Annotated in this window: 12 protein-coding genes; 3 read left to right on the top strand and 9 right to left on the bottom strand. The window is 33.0% G+C overall.

Annotated features, from left to right (window positions below):
- Nucleotides 1-16 precede the first annotated feature (16 nt).
- Entirely contained in the window at nucleotides 17-1,084 is a 1,068-nt protein-coding gene (gene buk, locus DWW96_RS12755; RefSeq protein ID WP_022088164.1) for a butyrate kinase, read from the top strand.
- Between the two features lie 36 nt (nucleotides 1,085-1,120).
- Complete coding sequence (locus tag DWW96_RS12750; RefSeq protein ID WP_022088165.1) at nucleotides 1,121-1,318, top strand: PspC domain-containing protein; 198 nt, start codon at nucleotides 1,121-1,123, stop codon at nucleotides 1,316-1,318.
- Between the two features lie 116 nt (nucleotides 1,319-1,434).
- On the opposite strand, the gene DWW96_RS12745 is transcribed toward DWW96_RS12750, so the two are convergent.
- A complete protein-coding gene (locus DWW96_RS12745; protein ID WP_117910678.1) occupies nucleotides 1,435-8,643 on the bottom strand; it encodes a discoidin domain-containing protein in 7,209 nt (2,402 codons plus the stop codon).
- Nucleotides 8,644-9,001: 358 nt separating this feature from the next.
- Nucleotides 9,002-11,386 (bottom strand): ferrous iron transport protein B, encoded by a 2,385-nt coding sequence (gene feoB, locus DWW96_RS12740; protein ID WP_117910677.1) that lies wholly within the window; start codon nucleotides 11,384-11,386, stop codon nucleotides 9,002-9,004.
- 418 nt (nucleotides 11,387-11,804) lie between these two features.
- On the opposite strand from feoB, the gene DWW96_RS12735 reads away from it, so the two are divergent.
- Nucleotides 11,805-12,374, top strand: a complete 570-nt coding sequence (locus DWW96_RS12735) for a biotin transporter BioY (protein WP_117910676.1) — start codon at nucleotides 11,805-11,807, stop codon at nucleotides 12,372-12,374.
- Between the two features lie 105 nt (nucleotides 12,375-12,479).
- Here DWW96_RS12735 and DWW96_RS12730 read toward each other — a convergent pair whose 3' ends face one another.
- From DWW96_RS12730 to addA, 7 genes are all read right to left on the bottom strand, one after another.
- Nucleotides 12,480-13,256 carry a ZIP family metal transporter gene (locus DWW96_RS12730; RefSeq protein ID WP_117910675.1) on the bottom strand — a complete coding sequence of 259 codons (777 nt, stop codon included), beginning with the start codon at nucleotides 13,254-13,256 and terminating at the stop codon, nucleotides 12,480-12,482.
- A gap of 472 nt (nucleotides 13,257-13,728) precedes the next feature.
- Nucleotides 13,729-16,326: a heavy metal translocating P-type ATPase gene (locus DWW96_RS12725; protein WP_117910674.1), complete on the bottom strand. Its 2,598-nt coding sequence runs from the start codon at nucleotides 16,324-16,326 to the stop codon at nucleotides 13,729-13,731.
- 133 nt (nucleotides 16,327-16,459) lie between these two features.
- On the bottom strand, nucleotides 16,460-16,804 hold the full coding sequence (locus DWW96_RS12720) for a metal-sensing transcriptional repressor (RefSeq protein WP_243003081.1): 345 nt from the start codon (nucleotides 16,802-16,804) through the stop codon (nucleotides 16,460-16,462).
- A 417-nt stretch (nucleotides 16,805-17,221) separates the two neighbouring features.
- Nucleotides 17,222-18,139 carry a SufD family Fe-S cluster assembly protein gene (locus DWW96_RS12715; protein WP_117910672.1) on the bottom strand — a complete coding sequence of 306 codons (918 nt, stop codon included), beginning with the start codon at nucleotides 18,137-18,139 and terminating at the stop codon, nucleotides 17,222-17,224.
- 11 nt (nucleotides 18,140-18,150) lie between these two features.
- Nucleotides 18,151-18,879: an ATP-binding cassette domain-containing protein gene (locus DWW96_RS12710; RefSeq protein ID WP_022088174.1), complete on the bottom strand. Its 729-nt coding sequence runs from the start codon at nucleotides 18,877-18,879 to the stop codon at nucleotides 18,151-18,153.
- Nucleotides 18,872-19,882: a S66 peptidase family protein gene (locus tag DWW96_RS12705; RefSeq protein ID WP_117910671.1), complete on the bottom strand. Its 1,011-nt coding sequence runs from the start codon at nucleotides 19,880-19,882 to the stop codon at nucleotides 18,872-18,874. Before DWW96_RS12705 ends, DWW96_RS12710 begins: the two co-directional genes overlap by 8 nt.
- Nucleotides 19,882-23,553: a helicase-exonuclease AddAB subunit AddA gene (addA, locus tag DWW96_RS12700; protein WP_117910670.1), complete on the bottom strand. Its 3,672-nt coding sequence runs from the start codon at nucleotides 23,551-23,553 to the stop codon at nucleotides 19,882-19,884. Before addA ends, DWW96_RS12705 begins: the two co-directional genes overlap by 1 nt.
- Between the last annotated feature and the right edge of the window lie 2 nt (nucleotides 23,554-23,555).

Genomic DNA, 23,555 nt, shown 5'->3' with positions numbered 1-23,555 from the left:
ATTTGGAGGTATTAAAATGTCATACAAAATATTGATTATCAACCCGGGTTCTACTTCTACTAAAATTGGTGTTTACGAAGATGAAACACAGCTTATGGAAGAAACTTTAAGACATTCAACTGAAGAAATTGCGCAGTACGCAACAATTTATGATCAGAAGGACTTCCGTAAAGAAGTTATTTTAAAAGTCTTAGAAGAAAAGAATGTTGACCTTTCAACTATTGATGTTGTTGTAGGTCGTGGTGGTTTATTAAAGCCAATTCCAGGTGGTACATATGCTACTACTCCTGAATTACTTGAAGATTTAAAGATTGGTAAGCAGGGACAGCATGCATCAAACCTTGGTGGTATTCTTGCTCATGAAATTGCAGCACAGATTAACGTTCCATCATATATCGTTGATCCTGTTGTAGTTGATGAATTAGCTGATGTTGCAAGATTATCAGGACATCCATTATTCCCTAGAATTTCAATCTTCCATGCATTAAACCAGAAAGCTGTTGCTAAGAGATATGCAAAAGAAGTTGGTAAGAAATACGAAGATTTAAATTTAATCGTTGTTCATATGGGTGGCGGAGTATCAGTTGGTGCTCATAAGAATGGTAAAGTTGTTGATGTTGCAAATGCATTAGATGGTGACGGCCCATTCTCACCTGAACGTTCAGGCGGACTTCCTTCAGGTTCATTGATGAAGGCTTGCTTTAGTGGAAAATACACTCAGGCAGAAGTTGGGAAAATGATTAATGGTAACGGTGGTTTCAACGCTTATGTCGGTTCAAATGACATGAGAGATTTAATGAAAATGATTGCAGAAGGTAACGAAACAGCTAAGGCTGTAGTTGATGCATTCCATTATCAGTTATGCAAAGAAATCGGTGCTATGTCTGTAGTTCTCGGTGGAAAAGTTGATCAGATTATCTTAACAGGTGGTATTGCTTACAATGCTAAAACTCAGGAAGATATGAAGGCTGCTGTTGAATGGATTGCTCCTGTTACAATTTATCCTGGTGAAGATGAATTACTTGCTCTTGCTCAGGGTGCATTAAGAGTTGTTACAGGTGAAGAAGAAGCTATGGTTTACTAATTATTTACTTTAAAATTGCTTTATACGGAGGTAGTTATGAAGCGTAAATTATACAAATCATCAAAAAATAAAAAGCTTGCCGGAGTATGTGGAGGACTTGCTGAATATCTTAATATTGACGTTACAGTTGTACGTCTTATATGGGCTATTCTCTCACTCTTCTATGGCTCAGGTATAATAATTTATATTATATGTGCTTTAGTAATTCCGGATGATAATATCATCGATATGTAGAATGAAAAAGCAATAAATTCAAAACTCTCCTACATTATGAGTTCATTTTGTAGGAGAGTTTTTTGGTTGTTTGTCAAATATGTGGGTAGCCCAAATTTATAACCAGTTTTTAAACATTATTCTTCGCTTGTATTTTCTTCTGAAACATCTAAATACATATCAACGTATTTTCTGGCATTTTCAGGTAATGAATTATAATATGTTATTGAATTCTTTATAGCTGTTGCAACATAATTTATTGTTCTTCCAACTACATCAATCTCATTTCCATTCTTATCAGTTGTAGTTGAATATACTGTTATGCTACTGTTACCATTATCTGAATTATAATAAGTATAATTTATAGTAGCATAAGCTTTTGCAATAAATTCTCTCTTATAATTTGATTTAGCAATCTTTACAATTGAACCACAGTAATTTCCGACATCATCAGTATAATCCTTATTCTTATTAGCATCATACCAGCCTGTATTTACAATGTTAATCTTAGTATATTTACTATCTAGTTCAATTTTCTCACCGTTATCATTATACAAGTCTCTTGTACTTATAAGAGTTCCTGTTGTAACAAGTTTTCCTATACCATCTGCGTTCTGTTCAAGAAGTCCATCATTATCTGTTGTAACTTTTGCCTGGAATCTTAAACCTGACGGTTCCGAAAATCTCATGCTTGCTCCATTTAACAAATTAACTGTCATATTAATTGTTTCAAATTTAGCATCTTTTGTTACAAGATATGTAGCTCCGGGTGCTGCTGTCTCATCATTTTCAACATCATAATATCCAAGTTTATTTGTACCCTCAGAATTTACATCAGGTAAGGTAATTGTTTCTCCATTCTTTACTTTTTTAACATTTCCATCAATTGTTACTTTGTAGAATCCTTTATCAAATACAGCTACTTCAGATATCTGATATCCCCAACCTGTAGCTCCTTCAAGTAAATTAAATCTAACATATCTTACCTTACTATGACTATATAATGACATATCCAACTTATTTTCAAAATAATTTTTAAATTCACTATTTTCAATAGTTGCCACCTGTTCAAAGTTTTTGCCATCTTCTGAAAATTCTACAGTGTATTTTTTACCATAAGTATCTCCATTTTTGAATGCTAAAAGTACTCCGTCTATCTGGTCTTTTTTGTAATCTTTTCCTAAATCAAGATTTATAACAGCTGTTTTTTCGCCCCATACCGATTCAACTACCTTATCCAATGCCTGTGATATTTCTCCATCTGTTAAGACACTTGTATCCTGACTTCCCTCTCCTGAATAAACTGAATCTAATGAAATACTACAACCTTTTGCAATATTTCTTTTTGTATTTAAACGTTTATACAAAGTTCCATCATCAATTGATATTGTTCTTGAAATTCCTTCTTTTGAAGCAATGTAGTCATTATCCTTAAATTTACAATATGAGTGCACTTCAACTACATGTTCTCCATCTGTTATTCCATCTAATGTATACGTTCCTGCTTTTACAGGTTCTCCCATACGTACTCCATCAATCCAAATTGCGTATGTATAATCTTCCTGTCCTTCTGCCGGTGTAATAGTATATGTAATCTGAGAAAAATCTTGTGTTGTTACTGCGAAATCTGCCGGAGGAGTACATGTACCAAATTCAACTTCTTTAGCATTCTGTTCTGTACTAAAGACCGCAACTTCTTTCATCTGGAATCCCCAGTCTTTATGTCCCTTCATATAGAACTTAACATATCTTACACTAGACATTTCACTTGTATTTACATTTGTGTCAAATGTAAATAATCCTTCTTTTGAATCACTATACTTAAGAGCAGTATTTTCATATGCTGTTACATAATCAACGCCATTATTTGAGAACTGAACTGACATATTCTCAGCTGCAGTATTTTCAGCACTAAATTTAATTGCGACCTTATTTAATGCTTCTATTGTATAATTCTTTCCTAAATCAACAAGAACGTATTCATATGTTCTTGTTTTATCCCAGTCTGTTTCATATGATATATTATCTGTAAGGACTCCATTTGTAAGGATATCTGTTGTCTGACTTCCCTCTTTAGTATATAGAGAAGATACTTCAACATTCTTATGTAAAGCGAGGTTAAAGTTTTCATCTACAAGCATTTCTTCTGTTGTAACCTCTCTTACAGTTATTGTACATTCTGCAAATACTTTTCCTGCTTTGGCTGTTATTTTTGTAGTTCCTACTGAATTTGCAGTTACTTTTCCTTTATTATCTACTGAAGCAATGCCTTCATCTTGTGAGGACCATGTAATAATTTTACTGTCAGTAGTATTATCAGGTTCTATCTCTGCTTCTAATGAAACCTGCTCTTTTTTCTTAAGTGTCACTTCTGTTTCAGATAAAGTTATCTTTGTGATTGGAATTGGTTCAACTACAGTAACCTTACATGTTTTTGTCTTTCCATTTGGAATTGATGCAATTATTTCTGCACTGCCTACAGAAACACCTTTTACAAGTCCATCTTTATCTACAGTTGCAATTTTACTATCAGATGATTCCCATGTTATCTTTTCATCGCTTAATCCATTCAACTGTAATTGTCCATCTCTTGGAATTGACGCTTCTTTCTTATTAATTCCTAAAGTTCCCTTTATAATTACTTCTGCTTCTGCTGCATCAGATAAAGTCATTCCTTTTCTGTAAGTTACAGCTTTAACGTAAGAAGATTCACTTATTGTAATAGGTTCAATATATGTCTCAGAATCTTCTGTTGGCTCACTTCCATCTAATGTATACTTGATTTCTGCACCCTTTACATCTGTTTTCATGGTAACCTGCTGTGCATCATCATATGTTCCACTCTCAATTGATAATGTAGGTTTATTAGTCTGACGTGCACCATAAACTTCAAATTCATAAATTGAGCATCCATAATTTGTTGCTCTTGACGTTGTCTGTATTTTTACATATCTGGCATTTGTTGCTGCAAATGTAGTTGTTATATAACCTGTTCCACCATTTTCAGTAGCGACTATGTTCCATGTTTTTCCATCAACTGATGTCTGAACCTCATATGTTGCTGCATAAGCTGCTTCCCATTTTGCCTTTACAGTGTTAACTACTCTGACTCTGCCTAAATCAACCTGAATCCATTCATTTGTATCATCTGCTTTTGCCTGCCATCTTGTATCTTCTTTACCATCAACTGAATTTGCTGCTGTATTACCACCATCTTCACTGCTTGCTGTAACAGTTTTGTTCAACGCAACATTTGTATCATCCTGAATTGCTTCTCCTTTGATTTTAAATGTTGCTGCTGCATACGATGAATTAATACAATTTTCCTTTACTGTAACAGCTTTTAAAGTTGTATCACTTGATACAAGTATTTTATCACCTTTTGTATACTTGGTAGACTCATTAGTTGGTGCCTTACCATCTGTTGTATAGTAAATAGTTGCATCTTCATCTGCGCACTCTAACTCTACTAACTGTGTATCATCAAATTCTTTTGTTCCTGAAATATTTTCAGTAACATCCTTAGATGCTAATGATGTAGCTTTAATAGTAGGTGCTGACATCTGCTTATAGCTAAATCCTTTACCTTTAATTTCAAAACTTATAAGTGAATTAGCTCCCACTTCAACAGTTCCTACTTCTTTTCCTTTATTATCCCTTACAGATGCTGTTTTTCTTTCTCCTGTAGGATTATAAACTTCAGCAGTGTATTTCTTTTCACTGTCTTTATAATATACTGTTCCGGCTATTCCTATTCCTGTAATCTTGTAATCTGAACTTCTTACACCAATTTCCTTAAGCGCATTAATATACCAATATGTTAATGCAGTATCTGTTTTCTGTACTTTAGTATCATTCTTTAAGAATTTATCAATTGCTAAAGTTGGATTTGTAAGAGCCAGATATGGCCATGTAATATGCTGCCAACCTGTATCAGCTCTTGTATAATCATTTTTAATTTTTTCAATTTCTTCTTCAGATTTACCTTCTGCTTTAGCATCTATTACTGCATATTCAATTGCCTTATCAGTGTCATCTAACAATCCCTGATATATTTGTGCACATCTTGTATGGTTTGTTCCATAGTATGTTAAATATTCAGAAATTGGTAACCAATGAATACCATAACAATATAATGGCTGTCCGCCAAAGAAAGTTCCATAGAAGTTAATTGCTCCATAAACCTGAGCAACTACCTGATATGGATAATCTGAAACCCAATTACTATTAGTAACATTTCCATCAGTATCTGTTTTTCTATCATAGTCAAACCAGTACTGCTTTACAGTTTCCATTTCATTTGTAAATCCAAATATACCTGCATCTCTGTAAGAATTCTGTTCTGTAAGAACTCCCCATAGATACATTCCAATCCAGCTGAATAATGATTCTGATGCTGACTCCTGATTATTACCTGAATCATTATCTGCATATCCACCTGCCCATGAATGTCCTTCATACAAATCGTAATCTCTGAATCTGCAATATTCACTGTCTGCCGTCGGATTTGCATAATCTCTTATAAGAATCTCAATCATATCCTTATAATCATTGTAGAATTCTTTATCGTATGTAGCCAATACCGTTGCGCTAAATACAAAATATCCATATGTGAAATGATGGTCACAGATAGCTGCATTAGCACCAAATTCACTTTCTTTATAATAAATAGTTCCCCATGCTTCATTATAGACAAAATAACTTATGTCATTTTTTCCATCGTATGTAAACCAGTCTACTAATCTTGCTTTTAATCTTTGTAAGAAAATTTCTTTTAATTCAATATTTCCAATCTGGTCTGCCATTATTACACCCATTGCAAGAGGATGTAAATTCTTACCTTCCCAATAAGCATCTGCAGCAGGTGTAATATTCTTTGTTGAATTTTCCAAATCCTTAAGATATCTCGCTACCGCGTCTGTATCAAATGTAGCTGTTCCATCTGCATCTTTTTCTCCATTAGGCTTAGCAAATATAGCTATCAAGCCTGAGAAATCAGATACTGTAGTAAATTCATTACTTTCTATTGCCTTCATATCTCCTCTTACTGACGGATATGTAGCAAATTCACTTCCATTCTTTGAAGAATATTTCCACTGATGTGGCATCATACACATAAATGTTGTGTCATTAAAACCTGTTCTTTTAACTTTTGTTGTTACTTTATAATCTGATGTAATTTTTGCATTGTCATCATCATAATTATATGTAACTGATGTTTTATCTACAAATGCATAACCATGTTTATAAAACTTTTCGATCTGGTCTTTTGATGTCATTGTTCCAACTGACATATAGCTATTTTTATTTGCAAATTCAACTTTAATATTATTTCCTACTTTTTTAAATACTGTTCCTTCTGGAACCGATAAACAATAATAACTTTTTGATGTTTTTGTTTTATCTTTATTATCATCATCAGTAATTTCAAGTCCAATATGGTCTGTTGTAACAGAACCACTTGCAAGTATTTCTTTTCCATTTCCATCAAATATAGATGTTATAGAAGACGATGATATTGTAAATGCTTCAGTATCACCAAATTCGTTATATATATATGGTGAGCCTTTTACAAACGTACTTGTCATAGCTACGTGATTATCATCTGCTAACTGTGCCGTAACTGAAAAATCACTATAACCGGCTACTTTATCACAAGCTGTATCTGTGTCTAAATTTTCCGGCAAAATATAAAAGTCAGGTGTTGTTTCTGAAATAACAGATAAATTTACAGCTGTAGCTGCATGATCCTGAAGCCATCCGTCTGTAGCTGTAAGAACACTTAATCCTTTTGTTGAAAATCTAACTTTAAAAGGCATTGTACAAATTGTATTGCCAAACTTCTTTATAAGCATTGACTGCCACCAGTCATTACTTTCTATAGGTGCCTTTACATTCTCTGTCTTATAATACGGAACTTTTGCCTGTTCCAAATACATATCATTAGAAATATACGTTGCTTTACCTGCTGTCTTTGTCGTTGTCTTTGGTAATTCAGGTAAATTAATTGCAGGTTTTTCATCACCTTCTTTATATTTATATACTCCTAATTCTGAAATCCCTATTCCACTTCCCTTTTCAACTTTACTATACGCTAAGACACGAACATATCTTACATTCTGTGCATATACCTGTCTATTATCCGTAGAATTAGGTGTTCCTTTAACATTTCTATATATGCTTGTCCAATTTTTATCGTCATTTGATACCTGATAATCATATACTTTTCCTGCATCACCCGTCCATGTAACAGATATACGACCTATATCATAACTGTCACCTAAATCTACACTCAACCACTGATTAATATCATTTTTAGATGAGAATGATGTATTCATATCACCATCTACTGCATTCTTTCCAACTACTTTATCAAGTTCCTTTTGTAATAAATTTCCTTCTTTATCATACATCCACCATTCATCTTTTAGGCCTGATGATTTTGTTTCTTTATTAAGTGCGATGTTTTCTCCGTAATTTACAGGTCTTTTTACAACACCATCTGTTCCATATACCTGAAATTCAAACATTGAAACTCCATAGTTAGTTGCTCTCTCTGTACAAAGCATCTTTACATATCTTGCAGATGTTGCACTCATATCTTCTTTATTAATAGTCTGTTTAAGATTTGCTGAAGAATCAACCTCTACTCCATTGTTTCCTTTATTTCCAATAGACACATCAATTTCGCATGTTCCTGATCCAAGTTCTTTTCCATCATCTTTAGATAATGCCGTAACCTTTATTGTATGCTTTCCCTCATCAAGTTTTATTTGTCCTCCTGCAACTCCATGTCCTGTGAATTTGTAATTATCAGGAGCTGAGGCAATTTCATCATTCTCTGTTACTCTGTATACTGCATTATCCACACTAGTCCAATTAGCTGCTGCATAAAAGCACTTATTATTATCATCATACTTAATTTCATATGACACTGCCATATTTACAAATGCACCCGGCTTAGTACCTTTTTCATATACAGTTGTCCAGTTTTCTTCATCATCTGATAACTGTATTTCATACCTTTTAGCATACGCAGCTTCCCACTGAATATAAATATGATCAATGTCTGTCTTCTTTCCTAAATCTACATAAAACCATTCGTCTTTATCATTCTGTGCTGCCTGCCATCTTGTTGTTGTGTCACCGTCAACTGCATTCTCCGGTCCACTTCCATCCCCACTTTGTGAACTTGAATACGCAGGTCTCCCTTCTGAAATTACGTAAGGAGTATCATCGCTTTCTGTGGCATTAACACTAAACAATTGTGTCTGCGGACACAATGTAAAAACCATAGCTGCTGAAAGAATTAAAGATACTCCCCTCGTAGGTAACCTATTCATCATTTCATCTACCTCTTCCTAATTTTACTAATTTTTTTGATCCTTATTAGTATTATAATTCAATTTTAAATTCAAAAAAACTTAAAAAACTTTTTTATTCTTTTTTTGTCGTTATTGTATATTTTTCACTATATTTTTTCTTGTTTACGTTAACATTTCTTATCTTTTATGTGCATTTTAAACAAACCCCCATCATCGTCATTGAAACATTTCAACGACGATGATGGGGGTTTTAATTCATCTATAATACATTGTTTAAAATCATAAATATATTTCTTTACACAACTCATAAATACATATAAGCGTAAACATTTTGAATTTCATTTTTATTTGTTCTAAACACTCCAACTCAGTATTATTTTTAAATAACACTCAAAAGCATTTTAACTATAAAAGCTACAATCCATGCAACTACACACTGTAACACCACTATCATTGCTGCCCAGTTTCCACCTAATTCTCTTTTTACAGATGCAATTGCAGCTACGCAAGGTGTATATAATAATGTAAATACAAGAAAAACTATAGCGGTAGTTGTATCAAATGCTGTATAAAGTGCTATATTTGTTCCACCGAAAAGAACTGTCAATGTACTTACAACGCTTTCTTTTGCTGTAAATCCTGTAATAAGTGCTGTTGATATTTTCCAATTTCCAAAACCTAATGGTTTAAATATCGGAGAAATAATACTTCCAACTAAAGCCAAAATGCTGTCTTTAGAATCCTCAACAACATTTAATTTCAAATCAAAAGTCTGAAGGAACCATATTATAATAGAAGCTAAGAATATAATTGTAAATGCTCTTGTAATAAAGTCTTTTGCCTTATCCCATATCAATCTTCCTACATTTTTTATTCCCGGAAGTCTGTAATTTGGAAGTTCCATAACAAAAGGAACAGGCTCTCCCTTAAATTTCGTATGATTTAATATTAGCGCGTAAATTATTGCAACTATAATTCCCGTAAAATATAAAGCAGTCATAACCAATGCTCCATATCTAGGGAAAAATGCTGCGGTAAACATTGCATAAATAGGCAATTTTGCCGAGCAACTCATAAAAGGAGTAAGCATTATTGTCATTTTTCTGTCTCTTTCAGATGGCAATGTTCTTGTAGCCATTATAGCTGGAACTGAACACCCAAAACCGATTATCATTGGAACAAAGCTTCTCCCTGACAGACCTATTTTTCTTAATAATTTGTCCATTACAAATGCTACTCTTGCCATATATCCACTATCTTCAAGCAATGATAGAAAGAAGAATAAAATAACTATAATTGGTAAGAAATTCAATACACTTCCAACACCTGTCAATATTCCATCAACCACAAGCGATCTCAGCACTTCATTAACCTGTATGCTAATAAGTGCTTTATCACAAGCATTTGTAACAAAATCAATAGCTATTTCCATAAGATTAGAAAGCCATGCTCCTACCACTCCAAAAGTCATCCAAAATATAAATGCCATTATAGCAACAAACGAAGGTATCGCTGTGTATTTTCCTGTAAGCACTTTATCTATTTTCTGACTTCGTATATGTTCAACGCTTTGCTTTGGTTCAACAACTGTAGCCTTGCAAATTTTGTCAATAAATGTAAATCTCATTTTTGCAAGAGCAGCCACTCTGTCTAATCCGCTTTCATTTTCCATCTGCAAAATGATGTGTTCAAGCGTTTCTTTTTCATTTTGATCAAGTTCAAGTTTTTTAAGCACTTCGTCATCGCCCTCTACTAATTTACTTGCTGCAAATCTTGTAGGAATCTCTTTTTTATGTGCATGATCCTCAATCAAATGCATTATAGAATGAAGACACCTGTGCATTGCTCCGCCATCTTCACCATTCGCATCACAAAAATCCATTCTTCCCGGACGTTCTCTATACTTTGCAACGTGTATCGCATGGTCGATAAGTTCATCTATACCTTCATTTTTAGCGGCAGATATAGGAACTACCGGTATTCCCAATGCTTCTTCTAATTCATTTATCTTAATAGTTCCGCCGTTTTTATGAACCTCATCCATCATATTTAACGCCAATACCATCGGAATATTAAGTTCAATTAACTGCATTGTCAAATACATATTTCGTTCAAAATTCGTTGCATCTACAATATTGATAATTCCTCTTGGTCTGTCATTTAAGAAAAAGTCTCTTGTTACAATCTCCTCACTTGTATAAGGCGACATTGAGTATATTCCAGGTAAATCAGTAACCAAAGTATTCTCATGTTTTCTAATCTGTCCATCTTTTCTATCGACTGTAACTCCTGGGAAATTACCAACATGCTGATTTGAGCCTGTCAGCTGATTAAATAATGTTGTCTTTCCACAGTTCTGATTACCCGCAAGACCAAATGTTATTAATTCATCATCTTTTAATTCTTCGCCACGTTGCTTAACATGGTATATTCCCATTTCTCCAAGGCCCGGATGATGTGATAATTTTTCTTTCCCTGATTCAGTGTAATTTTTATGTAGATTTTCCTCTTTGTCATCCAAAAACCTGTTATCATTTTCATTGCACATATTTATTTCTATTTTTTGTGCATCCTCTAATCTAAGAGTCAATTCATATCCCCAGATACGGTACTCAATGGGATCTCCCATTGGAGCAGCTTTAACATAAGTGATTTTTGTTCCCGGAATTATTCCCATATCCAGAAAATGACCTCTTAAATTTCCTTCTCCACCGACCACAGAAATAATTCCCGATTGGCTTTGCTTTAATTCTGAAAGTTTCATATGTACCTCTCTTTTGCAATTAAGGATACTTTAACTATATACTCTAATAATTAATTCATATTGATATATTACTTATCCCAAATTGCATTTGCCATTATGTATTATCCTGTACATTATAGCATCGTTTTTTACTATGTACTATATTTTTTAATTTTAACTCTGCTTTAAATCATATCAATTTTAAATTGTTAGTAATTAGTATGTGCATTAATTAGTGTTATCACTAATATTGGGATTTTAGTTGTCAACTTTTTTGCGATATAGGTTGACAATTCATCTTTTACCATTTATATTGTCATATGTATGATAAAAATTGATTCAATACAACAATTGAAATCAACAATAAATACATATTCGGATATCTGTCAAATTTCAGAATATCTATACGTGATTATTTTTATGAAAAAAGGAGAAAACAATGTCAACAACAGAAAATTTAACAGCAACAAAATCATCAGGCAAAGCAATCGATATCACTTTAATCGCTTTATTTGCAGCATTAATGGCAATTTGTTCTTGGATTTCCATTCCATTGACAGTTCCATTTACACTTCAAACATTTGCTGTATTTGTAACTTTAGAAATTATAGGCGGAAAACGTGGAACACTTTCAATTTTAGTTTTCCTATTATTAGGAGCTATCGGAGTTCCTGTATTTGCAGGATTTAAAAGTGGTGTTGCCGTACTTTTAGGAACAACAGGCGGATACCTTATAGGCTTCTTATGTACAGCTTTAATTTATTGGTTATTCACATCTTTATTAGGAAATAAATTCATTGTTAGACTTATAGCTCTTTTATTAGGACTTGTTGTATGCTATGCATTTGGTACAGCATGGTACATGGTTGTATACATGAAATCAACAGGTACAATTGGTCTTGCAACTGTTCTTGGATGGTGCGTAACACCTTTCGTTATTCCTGATTTAGTTAAACTCGCAGTTGCATTCATTATATCTGACCGTGTAAAAAAAGTAATTAAGTTATAATTCGTATATCAGTCCATAAACAGACAAGCTTTATGTTTGTCACAAAAAATACGGCTTACTCATTTTTATGTTTAAGCCGTATTTTTTATATTATTTATTTTCAAATTATCCTAGTGCCACATCTAATATCATCATTATCATAAATCCTAATGCAAATCCAATTGTTGTAATATTAGAATGTTCACCTTCCACGGATTCAGGCAATAATTCTTCTACAACAACATATATCATAGCCCCTGCCGCAAATGACAATAAATATGGAAGCAACGGTAAAATTATTCCTGTAAGCATTATTGTTATTGCTGCCGCAATCGGTTCAACTATTCCTGATAACATACCGTAAACAAAGGATTTCTTTTTTGTATTTCCTGCTGACACTAACGGCAAGGAGATTATTGCTCCTTCAGGGAAATTTTGAATTGCTATTCCAATTGAAAGCGCCATGGCTCCAGCTAATGTTATCCCCGTGTTATTTGCCATCATTCCGGCAAACACAACTCCTACTGCCATTCCTTCTGGTATATTATGAATTGTCACTGCCAAAATTAACATCGTTGTTTTCTTTAATGATTTCTTTGGTCCTTCGGGTTTATCACTTCCGGCATGCAAATGAGGAACTAGCATATCCATTCCAAGTAAAAATAGGATTCCAAGCATAAATCCTACACACGCCGGTATAAATGATAACTTTCCCATTTCTGATGACATTTCAAGTGACGGAATTAATAATGACCACACAGAAGCTGCCACCATAACTCCTGATGCAAAGCCTAATAAACTTTTTTGCACTTTGTCATTTAATTTGTTTTTAACTAAAAACACGCACATTGCTCCTAATGTTGTTCCTATAAATGGTATGATTAAACCTATAAATACGTTCATATTATTTCCTTTCTCATATTAATATATTGCATTAAATAATAACTGTTAATATTAATTTTATGTTATGCACAATTATACTTTGTAATCTATTAAGTATTCTATCATAAAAATGAGACTGTATCACTTAGTTAGTGTTACAGTCTCATTTTTAACTAACTTATATTTATTTATTTTTTCTAATAATAACCTTACGCTTAGACCATTTACAATATACAGTTGTACCTTTATATATGCTATATGCTCTTGCTCTTACGTAATACTTTTTATTAGGTTTTAAGCCTTTAACCTTAAAGTTTGTTTTATCCGAAGAATAACTATTTGTCTTTTTTGATGTAAATTTCTTATTTAATTTTTACCCGTTCAATTTTACTATTTAAGAGTATATTAAATTCTTTATAAAATTAAAACGTTTTTTAGATGTTTTGTACAAAGTTTACTGTTTTCATGTAATCATTTTGTTACATGAAAACAATTATTTAATTTCTGTAACTTTATACTCAAGTTTTTCAACTGTTTCCTTTAAAACATTGTTATCCACATGCTTAGTTAATTTAACAACAGCTTCATTTTTTTCATGATCTGCAACAGCACTTTCTACTCCATCTATTGCTTCTAAGGCTGTTTTAACTGCCTTTTCACAATGTCCACACATCATTCCCTCAATTGTCATTATTTTTTCCATTTTACTTGTCTCCTTTACATTTGAATTTATATTATTATCTTTAATATTACAACCTGACTGACATTTTTTATTTGAATTTATCATTACATTATTATCACTTATTTTTTCAAAACTATCTTTATTCTTTACGTTCATTTCATCTTTTTTATGAACTTTAAATAAATTCAATCGTAATGCATTTGTAACTACGCACGCACTTGAAAGGCTCATTGCCGCTGCGCCAAACATTGGATTTAATTTTAATCCAAATAATGGGAACCATACGCCTGCCGCAAGAGGTATTCCTATTACATTATAGAAAAATGCCCAGAATAGATTTTCGTGAATATTTCTCAATACACCTTTACTTAATCTTATTGCTCCCGGTACATCTCTTAAATCACTTTTCATTAAGACAACACTTGCCGCATCAATTGCAACGTCTGTTCCTGCTCCGATTGCTATACCAATATCTGCTCTTGTTAATGCCGGTGCATCATTTATACCATCACCAACCATAGCCGTCTTTCCACTTTCTGAAAGTTTGCGGATTATTTCTTCTTTTCCCTGTGGTAAAACTCCTGCATAGATTTCATCCACTCCTGCTTTCTTTCCTATTGCCTGTGCTGTCTGCTCATTATCACCTGTAATCATGACAACCTTAATTCCCATATTCTTAAGATTCTTAACGGCTACAATACTTTCTTCTTTTATAACATCCGCTACTGCAATAATGCCAAGCACATCTTTGGCTTTGCAAAAATACAATGGCGTTTTTCCTTCTTTTGCTAATTCTTCTGCATTCTTTATTAATTCATCACTTACATTTGCAAATTTGCTTATATATGCTAAATTACCACCTGCTACAGCATTTCCTTCAATTTTACCTTTGAGACCGTATCCCGCATCAATTGAGAACTCATTAATATCATGCATTTTAATGTTGTTCGCTTTTCCATATTCAACTATCGCCGATGCTAAAGGATGTTCGCTTTTACTTTCTAAAGCATAAGCAATCCTTAAAAGTTCATGCTTATCATTTCCAACAATGTCTGTTACAACCGGTTTACCACTTGTAATTGTTCCTGTCTTATCCAAAGCAACTATCTGTGTTTTTCCTGTATTTTCAAGTGCAACTGCGTTTTTAAATAAAATATTATTTCTTGCTGCTTTTCCATTACCAACCATAATTGCTACAGGTGTTGCAAGTCCTAACGCGCAAGGACAACTTATTACCAATACTGATATTCCTCTGGCAAGTGCAAAACCTACGTCTTTTCCTGCGAAAAGCCATACAACTATGGTTATTAGTGCTATCACAATTACAACCGGAACAAATACTCCGGATACTTTATCTGCCACTTTTGCTATTGGTGCTTTTGTTGCCGCAGCATCACTTACCATATGAATTATTTGTGATAAAGTAGTATCTTCACCTACTCTTGTTGCCCTGCATTTTATAAATCCTGATTTGTTTATTGTAGATCCAAATATCTCATCGTCCACTGTTACATCTTTTGGAACGCTCTCTCCTGTAAGTGCTGATTCATCGACAGCACTGCTTCCATCTATTATTACACCATCTGTAGGAATGCTTTCGCCCGGTCTTACAACAAATACATCACCAATTGATACTCTTGAAATATCCACAACTTTTTCTGTTCCATTTGCATCAATTATAGTAGCTGTTTTTGGAGCAAGCTTCATAAGTCCCTTTAGTGCATCTGTTGTTTTTCCTTTTGAAAATGATTCAAGCATTTTTCCTAATGTAATTAGTGTAAGAATCATTGCAGCTGATTCAAAATAAAATTCATGCATATAATGATGTAAAAGTTCCATATTTCCATCAACTTGTGCAAATGTCATTGCGTACAACACATACAAACTGTATCCAAATGAAGCTCCCGAACCAAGTGCTACAAGAGTATCCATATTAGGGGCTTTATTTATCAGTCCTTTCAAGCCACTGACAAAAAACTTTTTATTTATAATCATAATTATGATTGTAAACAACATCTCTGTAAGTCCCATGGCAATATGATTCTTTTCAAATGCTTCCGGTGCAGGAAATCTCCACATTGTAACTCCCATTGAAATATACATAAGTGGAACAAGAAAAATAATTGACCAAATAAATCTGTTTCGTATTTTCTTAGTTTCACCTGAATTATCTAATTCATCTGTCTGCTCTTCTGATTTTGCTTTTTCGCCATTCTGAGGTTTTGCCTTATAACCTGCGTCTTCTACTGCCTTCATTATTATCTCAGGCTCAACCTCTCCCTCAACTATCATTGAATTTGTAAGTAAATTCACCGCTACGGAATTTACTCCCTCTACTTTAGAAACAGCCTTTTCTACTCTGCTACTGCAGGCGGCACAACTCATTCCATATACTGAATATTTTGTCATTGTTTATCACCTCGATTTAGAACTTGTAATTATTAATTAACTGCGACTTAAAAAGCAATATATTCTATTTTTTATAAAATTTATTAAATTACATAGTCACAAGTTAATTCTATTTTTCTACATACTAATATAATTACTTTAATAGTTTTTGTAATGTTGCAACTAACTCATCAACCACTTCATCATTACCCTGTTTCAAATTATCAACCACACAGGTTTTTATATGATTAGTCAACAACACCTTGCTAAAACTGTTTAATGCTGATCTGATTGCTGATACCTGGACAAGCACATCCGTACAATAAGCATCATTTTCAATCATATTTTTAACTCCTCTAACCTGTCCTTCAATTCGGTTAAGTCTGTTAATTAAATCCTTGTATTCTTTTTCAGTTCTTTCTTTTGTTTTATGACTACAACAATTGTGGTCTTCGACTGTACAACATTTACTGCATTTTCCACTTGCTGTTGCCTGCACTTCTTTTTTATTCTCTTCCAAAGCGACTCCTTTCATACATCTTTAATTATATTAGTCTTTCATTTTTACATTTGCATTTTATACCCCTGTAGGGTATGTGTCAAGTTGTTTTATTTATCTTTATATCAACAAAAGTTTTCTCTATTATTTGTCTTTTGCATCGTATTTATTTGCTTTTTAACTTTATTTTTTAATTTGGTTCTATAAACATAAACTTGTCCTACATAAAAATACTCCCTCTGCCGTTTTATCCGGCAAAGAGAGTATCATTGTTACTATCATATTTATTATGTCGAAGTTATTTATGCACAATTATTTGTGCTATAAAAAGATGTTGGGGCAAAAGACCAAAACCTTGATGCCTACGGATTGTTCCGTGCTACGCACTTCCGCAATCCTACCAATCATATAAACATATTACTTAAGAAATCCATTAACAATCTGTTCTTCTGCTTCTTCTTCGCTAAGGCCTAATGTCTGTAACTTGATTAACTGTTCGCCTGCAATTTTACCAATAGCGGCTTCATGAATTAATGATGCATCTAAGTCATTAGCTGTAATTTCAGGTAAAGCTGTAATCTTAGCATTATCCATTATAATAGCGTCACACTCTGAATGTCCTGTGCATTTTGCATTTCCGTTAATTACAGAATAAAATGCCTGTTTTGAATTTCCTTTTGCAACTGAACGTGAAATAACATTTGCACTTGAACCATCTCCATTCATATCTACATTGAAATGAGTTTCTGCAAACTGATTTCCATGCGTCATAATTCTTTCTGTAATAACAATCTTTGCATCTTTGTCTAATTTAGCTTCGGTGATACGGTTTGTTGAATCAATTCCTTTAATCTGAACTGTTTCCATTTCCATGTAACCACCCTCTTCAATATTAACAATTGTAGTAGGATTCATTACATTTTCACCGTTGCCATCACCTTTTCCATAATGTTTTTCAACATATTTTACTCTGGCATTTTTTCCAATATAGAACGTGTGTATTCCATCATGACGTGACTTTTTATCACCGCCATTATGTATTCCACATCCTGCAACGATAAGCACATCTGCTCCTTCGCCAATATGGAAGTCATTGTATACACATTCTTCTAATCCTGTCTTACTAATAACAACCGGAATATGAACACTTTCGTTTTTTGTTCCCGGTTTAACATAAATATCAATGCCATCTTTATCTTCTTTTGTTACAATATCAATATTTGCAGTTGTATTTCTGCTGTCTTTTTTGCTGTTCGCCCTTATGTTGTATGCGCCTGCCGGAATTTCATGTAATCCAGTAAGCTGTTCAAATAATTCCATCTGAATTTTGTCCATGATTTTCCTCCTTATGACTGTAATTTGGCACATGGGCCATTATTTTCTGCTCCAAGAACCATCGGAAGAATTTCTTCTTTACTTCCATGTGCCTTGATAACTCCGTCTGCTAATAAAACAATTTCATCTGCAATATCAAGAATTCTTTCCTGATGAGAAATAATTAAAATTGAGTTTTTATTATTTTTCTGCATTTTTTCAAATACTTTAATAAGACTGTTAAAGCTCCACAAATCAATTCCTGCTTCAGGCTCATCAAATACTGAAAGTTCTGTTCCTCTTGCAATAATTGTCGCTATTTCTATTCTCTTTAACTCACCACCTGAAAGACTTGCATCCACTTCACGGTTAATATAGTCTCTTGCGCAAAGTCCTACTTCTGAAAGATATTCGCAGGCTTCACTAATTGTAAGCTGCTTTCCTGCCGCTATTCTAAGTAAGTCAATAACTGTGATTCCTTTAAATCTTACAGGTTGCTGGAACGCAAAACTAATTCCCAATTTTGCCCTTTCCGTAATAGACATATTTGTAATATCTGTGCCATTATATAAAATCCTTCCTTCTGTTGGCTGATTAATTCCTACGATTAATTTTGCCAAAGTAGACTTTCCACTTCCATTTGGTCCTGTAATGGCTACAAATTTACTTTCATCAATATTCATACTGATGCCGTTTATTATATTTTTCACACTGCCATTTTCATCGTTTACGCTAAACTTCACGTCTCTTAACTCAAGCATATTGTATAACTCCTTTTCCATTGGCACTGCTGACTTTTGCAATTGCCCCGTTTATCATTGAGAACTGAGGTCCTTTATGTCCGATATCCGCATCAAATATAACCGGAACGTCTAAATCGCCTAAAATAGACATAACTGCCTCATTATATGGCTGTTCTATCCACGTATTATACATCAACGGCCTTCCAAATACAAATCCCTTTACATATTTAAAATATCCCATCTGTTTCATTTGCCATAAATGTGTTATTAACGTAGTATCGCTAAAATCAAAGCTTTCTAAAAACCATATAATACCATCATCTTTATATTTATGAATAAATTCTTCTGTTCCGTCATACTTTGTTCCGATTAAAAAGCAGATAACATCAAGGCATCCACCTATTAATCTTCCTGACATTTCAATCTTCTCTTCACCACGTCCGTTTATCCAGCATACTTCTTTATCTTTATAGTATCCTTCAAAACCTGTTTCATATTCATGGCGGTCGGATTCATAATAATCAAATGATTTCTGGCTTCTTACATTTCCCTCTAACACACCTAATGCATTGCTTACTGTATTTTGCCATGGTTCCATACCAAAATCTCCAAAATTACATCCATAAACAGATGCCACATCACATTTTGTCATAATAGGAAATACTAATCCTGTATTATCTGAATATCCCTGAACCCATTTTGGATTTGCCTTTATTTTTTCAAAATCCACATATTCAAGCATCTCCATTAAATAATCCCCACCTGCGGCAGAAATTATTCCTGTAACTTCATTTTTATCAAATAATCTGTTAAATTCTTCTGCTCTAATTTTTGCGGTATTGCTTACGCCTCTTTTATCAGCCTTAAAAACACTGTCAGTAAATTCAACATTATATCCTCTGTTTTTAAGTTGCTCTACCCCTTTGTTAAATCTTTTTATTTTAATTTCATCTGTTATTCCATTTGACGGGGCCGTAACAGCTATAATGTCATTTTTCTTTATATACTTTGGAAAAATCATTATTGTCTCCTTTGTCTATGCTCAGTAAAACTTATTTCATCGCCAAGCGTTACAGAGTATATTATTTCATCTTCAACTTTTTTACCTGTAATCTGCTCAATTGCTTCTTTATAGTAATCTAACTGAACACTGTATTTATCATACAATTGTTCCATTTTTCTTACTTTGTCAGTTTTATAGTCTACTACATAATACCTTCCATTTTCAATAAAACATACGTCAATAATTCCCTGAATTACAACAAGTTCCTCTGAATCGGTATTTGGATTCACTTCACAAGCCTTCTTTCCAAGAAGAAATTTCTGTTCTCTAAACAGCTCTCCTCTCGAATGTGCCTGTCGCATTCTTTCAAATAAGTCCGTTTTACTAAAAGCAATCACATCATTTGCGTTTACACAATCTGCTCCTGCCTTATCTATCAGACCATTTTCTACATAACCATCAATCATTTCATTAACAGACTCTTCAGTATATTCCGACAAATTTAAATCCATAAGTTCAAATATTCTATGATATGCAGTTCCTCTGTTCGCACCTGTCAACTTTTCATGAAGTTGTTCATCTGTTTTTGCAAAATCAGGAATTATATCAGTCAATTCTTCTTTAAATATTTCCGTACCATCCTGCTGCTCATCATATTCATGTAATACCTGTCTCTTGATTTCAGTAACACTTGCCTTTGCACTTATATTTACATCCTCATAATACGGATACTCCCAATTTAAGTTTTTATTAAGAATCTCCTCTGTTATCTTATCATATGTTTTTTTACCATCAATTTGAAGCAATTCCTGTTTCTTAGTATTATCATCATTTAACTCAATATACTCTTTTAGTTTATCATCTTCTGTTTCACAACAAATTGCTGTTATGTTTACACTTGCATCAATATTGTACAATTCTTCATTTTGTGCCTCTGTAAAACTATCATTGTGCTTCAATAATTCATCTGCGCCTTTATTTCTTGACGTAGCAAGCAAAATCCAGTCCATAAAATTGTTAATGTCTGTTATTTCACTTCCTGTTGCCTGTAAATATGGATTTCTCCTGTATCCGTTAATTTTTTCAACTTCTTTTTCAATTTCTTTTACTGAACCGGTTATAATAAGTTTTTCCTGTGCTCTAGTCATTGCAACATATAAAAGTCGAAGTAATTCAGCTTTATTTTCTTTTGTGATTGCGTTTCTTATAACAGTTTTTACAAGTGAACTATCTTTTATTTTCAACTCATGATTAACATAATCCATTCCGATTCCATACTCTTCATGGATTGCAATTGCATCTTTTTCAGGTCTGAATTTTGATGTAGCATTTGCTAAAAATACTATAGGAAACTGTAATCCTTTGCTTTTATGAATTGACATTATTCTTACAATATTATCACTTTCATCTACTGACAAAGCTTCTCCTTCTTCTCTTACAACCTTAACTTTCTCAATGTATCTGATAAAATTAAAAAGTCCTGTATAACTGGAATTTTCATAAGCAACTGCCTTTTCTTTCAATTGCTCAATATTTTTTATTCTTCTTAATCCTGAAGGAAGTGCCATAATATAATTATCATATCCGTTTATTTTAAGTACTTTATCAATAAGATCATATACTGTTATATACGGAATTTCTTTTCTCAAGTTATTAATAATATTCATAAAATTTGTAATCTTATCAACAAGTTTCTCGTCATCTCCATCATATAAGTATGACTTTAATTCATCATATAAACCGCTTTCTTCATCATTAATGCGGATTTGTGCCAATTCACTTTCAGAAAAATTAAACATTTGTGATAGCATTATGCCTGCAAGTGGAATATCCTGTCTTGGATTATCTAAGACATTTAAGAAATTTAGTACTGTTAATACTTCTTTTGCATCATAAAATCCCGTTTTTGTTTCAGTGTATGCCGGTATTCCATATTTTTCTAAAACATCAACATACTGACTTGAAATTCCTTTTATACCTCTTAAAAGAATAACTATATCACTATACTTTGCATTTCTTAAATTTCCATCTTTATCCTGAACCTTCATTCCAAAATCAGGGTCTACAATCTTTTTAATCTTCTTTGCGATTTGTTCTATTTCATATTCTTTGTCCCCTTCGATTAAAACAATATCTGTTGCATTATCCTGTATATCAGGCAGTTCTTTAAAAGATGCACCGCATACTAATCTGTTGTTGTCTATATATTCAATTCCACCTGTATGTCTGCACATGATTGTATCAAATATATAGTTAACACTATCAATGACCTCTTTTCGGCTTCTAAAGTTTTTATCAAGAATTATTTTACGCTTTGATGCATCCGTTTCTTCACTGTAAGTATCATATTTTTCTAAAAATAAATTTGGATTAGCCAGTCTGAATCTGTAAATACTCTGCTTAACATCTCCTACCATAAAAACATTATTAATTCCAGCTCCATTTGAAATGCTTGTAAGTATCGCTTCCTGCACTGTATTACTATCCTGATATTCGTCAATCATTATTTCTTTATACTGTTTTGACATACTTATAGCTACATCTGACGGAACTATTTCTCCGTTTTCATTTTCATATGTTAAAATATTTAATGCATAATGTTCTAAATCTGAAAAATCCATTATGGCATTTTCTTGCTTTACCTCTTTTAGCCTATTCATAAATTCTAATGTAAGATCAATTATAACCCGGACCTGATCCTTCATTACATTTATTTCTTCTAAAATTTCATCAATATCGTATGACAAATAATCATCGACTATGTTTTTTATTTTATTTCCTACTTCGTTTTTTATTGCCTTAACTCTTTCAGCCTTTTCAGAATTTTCACCACCTGATTTATTTGGAAGTCTAGGTATCTTATACTCTCCTAATGAATTTTTTAACGCTCTATAAGATTGCTTATCCATTGCAAGCTGACACGTTCCATACATATCAGTTAGAACTTTTGTATAATTTTCAGGACCGCCCGGTTGTTCGCATATATTTATGGCATTTTCAAGTTTTTTACATATGTCAGGCATAATATTTTTAATGTCATTAATATTTTTTACCATCCACGACTTGCTATTTAAATCTTCTTCATCTGAAACAATATAATTATCAATACATGACTTAACCCATTTTTCAGGATTTGCATGACTTTCAGAAGCAGTGTAAAGTTCCATTATCAGATTTGTAACGCTATCATCCGCCTTAGACGCCTTATACTGCTCAATCAACCTCATAAATTCAGGCTCAGCTTCTTCATATCTTTTTGTAAGTATTTCTTCTAAAACATCTGCTTTTAAAAGTTCAATTTCACCTTCATCTCCGATTTTATAATCAGGATCTAAATCTATTTTTTCAAAATTTTCTCTCACAACAAACGAGCAAAAACTATCAATCGTTGTAATCTGTGCCGTATTTATCAAATTAATCTGTTTTTGTATGTGTTCATTTTCAGGATGATTAGTAATAATATCATCTAATGCATTTCTTACTCTTTCCTTCATCTCAGAAGCTGCTGCCTTTGTAAATGTAACGACTAAAAGATTATCGATATCTACCGGATTATTTTCATCTGTCAATAAATTTATAATTCGCTCTACCAAAACTGCGGTTTTTCCCGAACCGGCTGCCGCAGATACTAATATGTTTTGGTCTCTTGCATCTATTACTTCTTTTTGTTTTGGAGTCCAATTTGGCATAT

Origin of the sequence: Eubacterium sp. AF17-7 (genome assembly GCF_003461285.1) — a bacterium.
Classification (GTDB): domain Bacteria; phylum Bacillota; class Clostridia; order Lachnospirales; family Lachnospiraceae; genus Eubacterium_U; species Eubacterium_U album.
The sequence above is the reverse complement of the archived record's forward strand: the minus strand, read 5'-3'. Positions and strand labels throughout refer to the sequence as shown.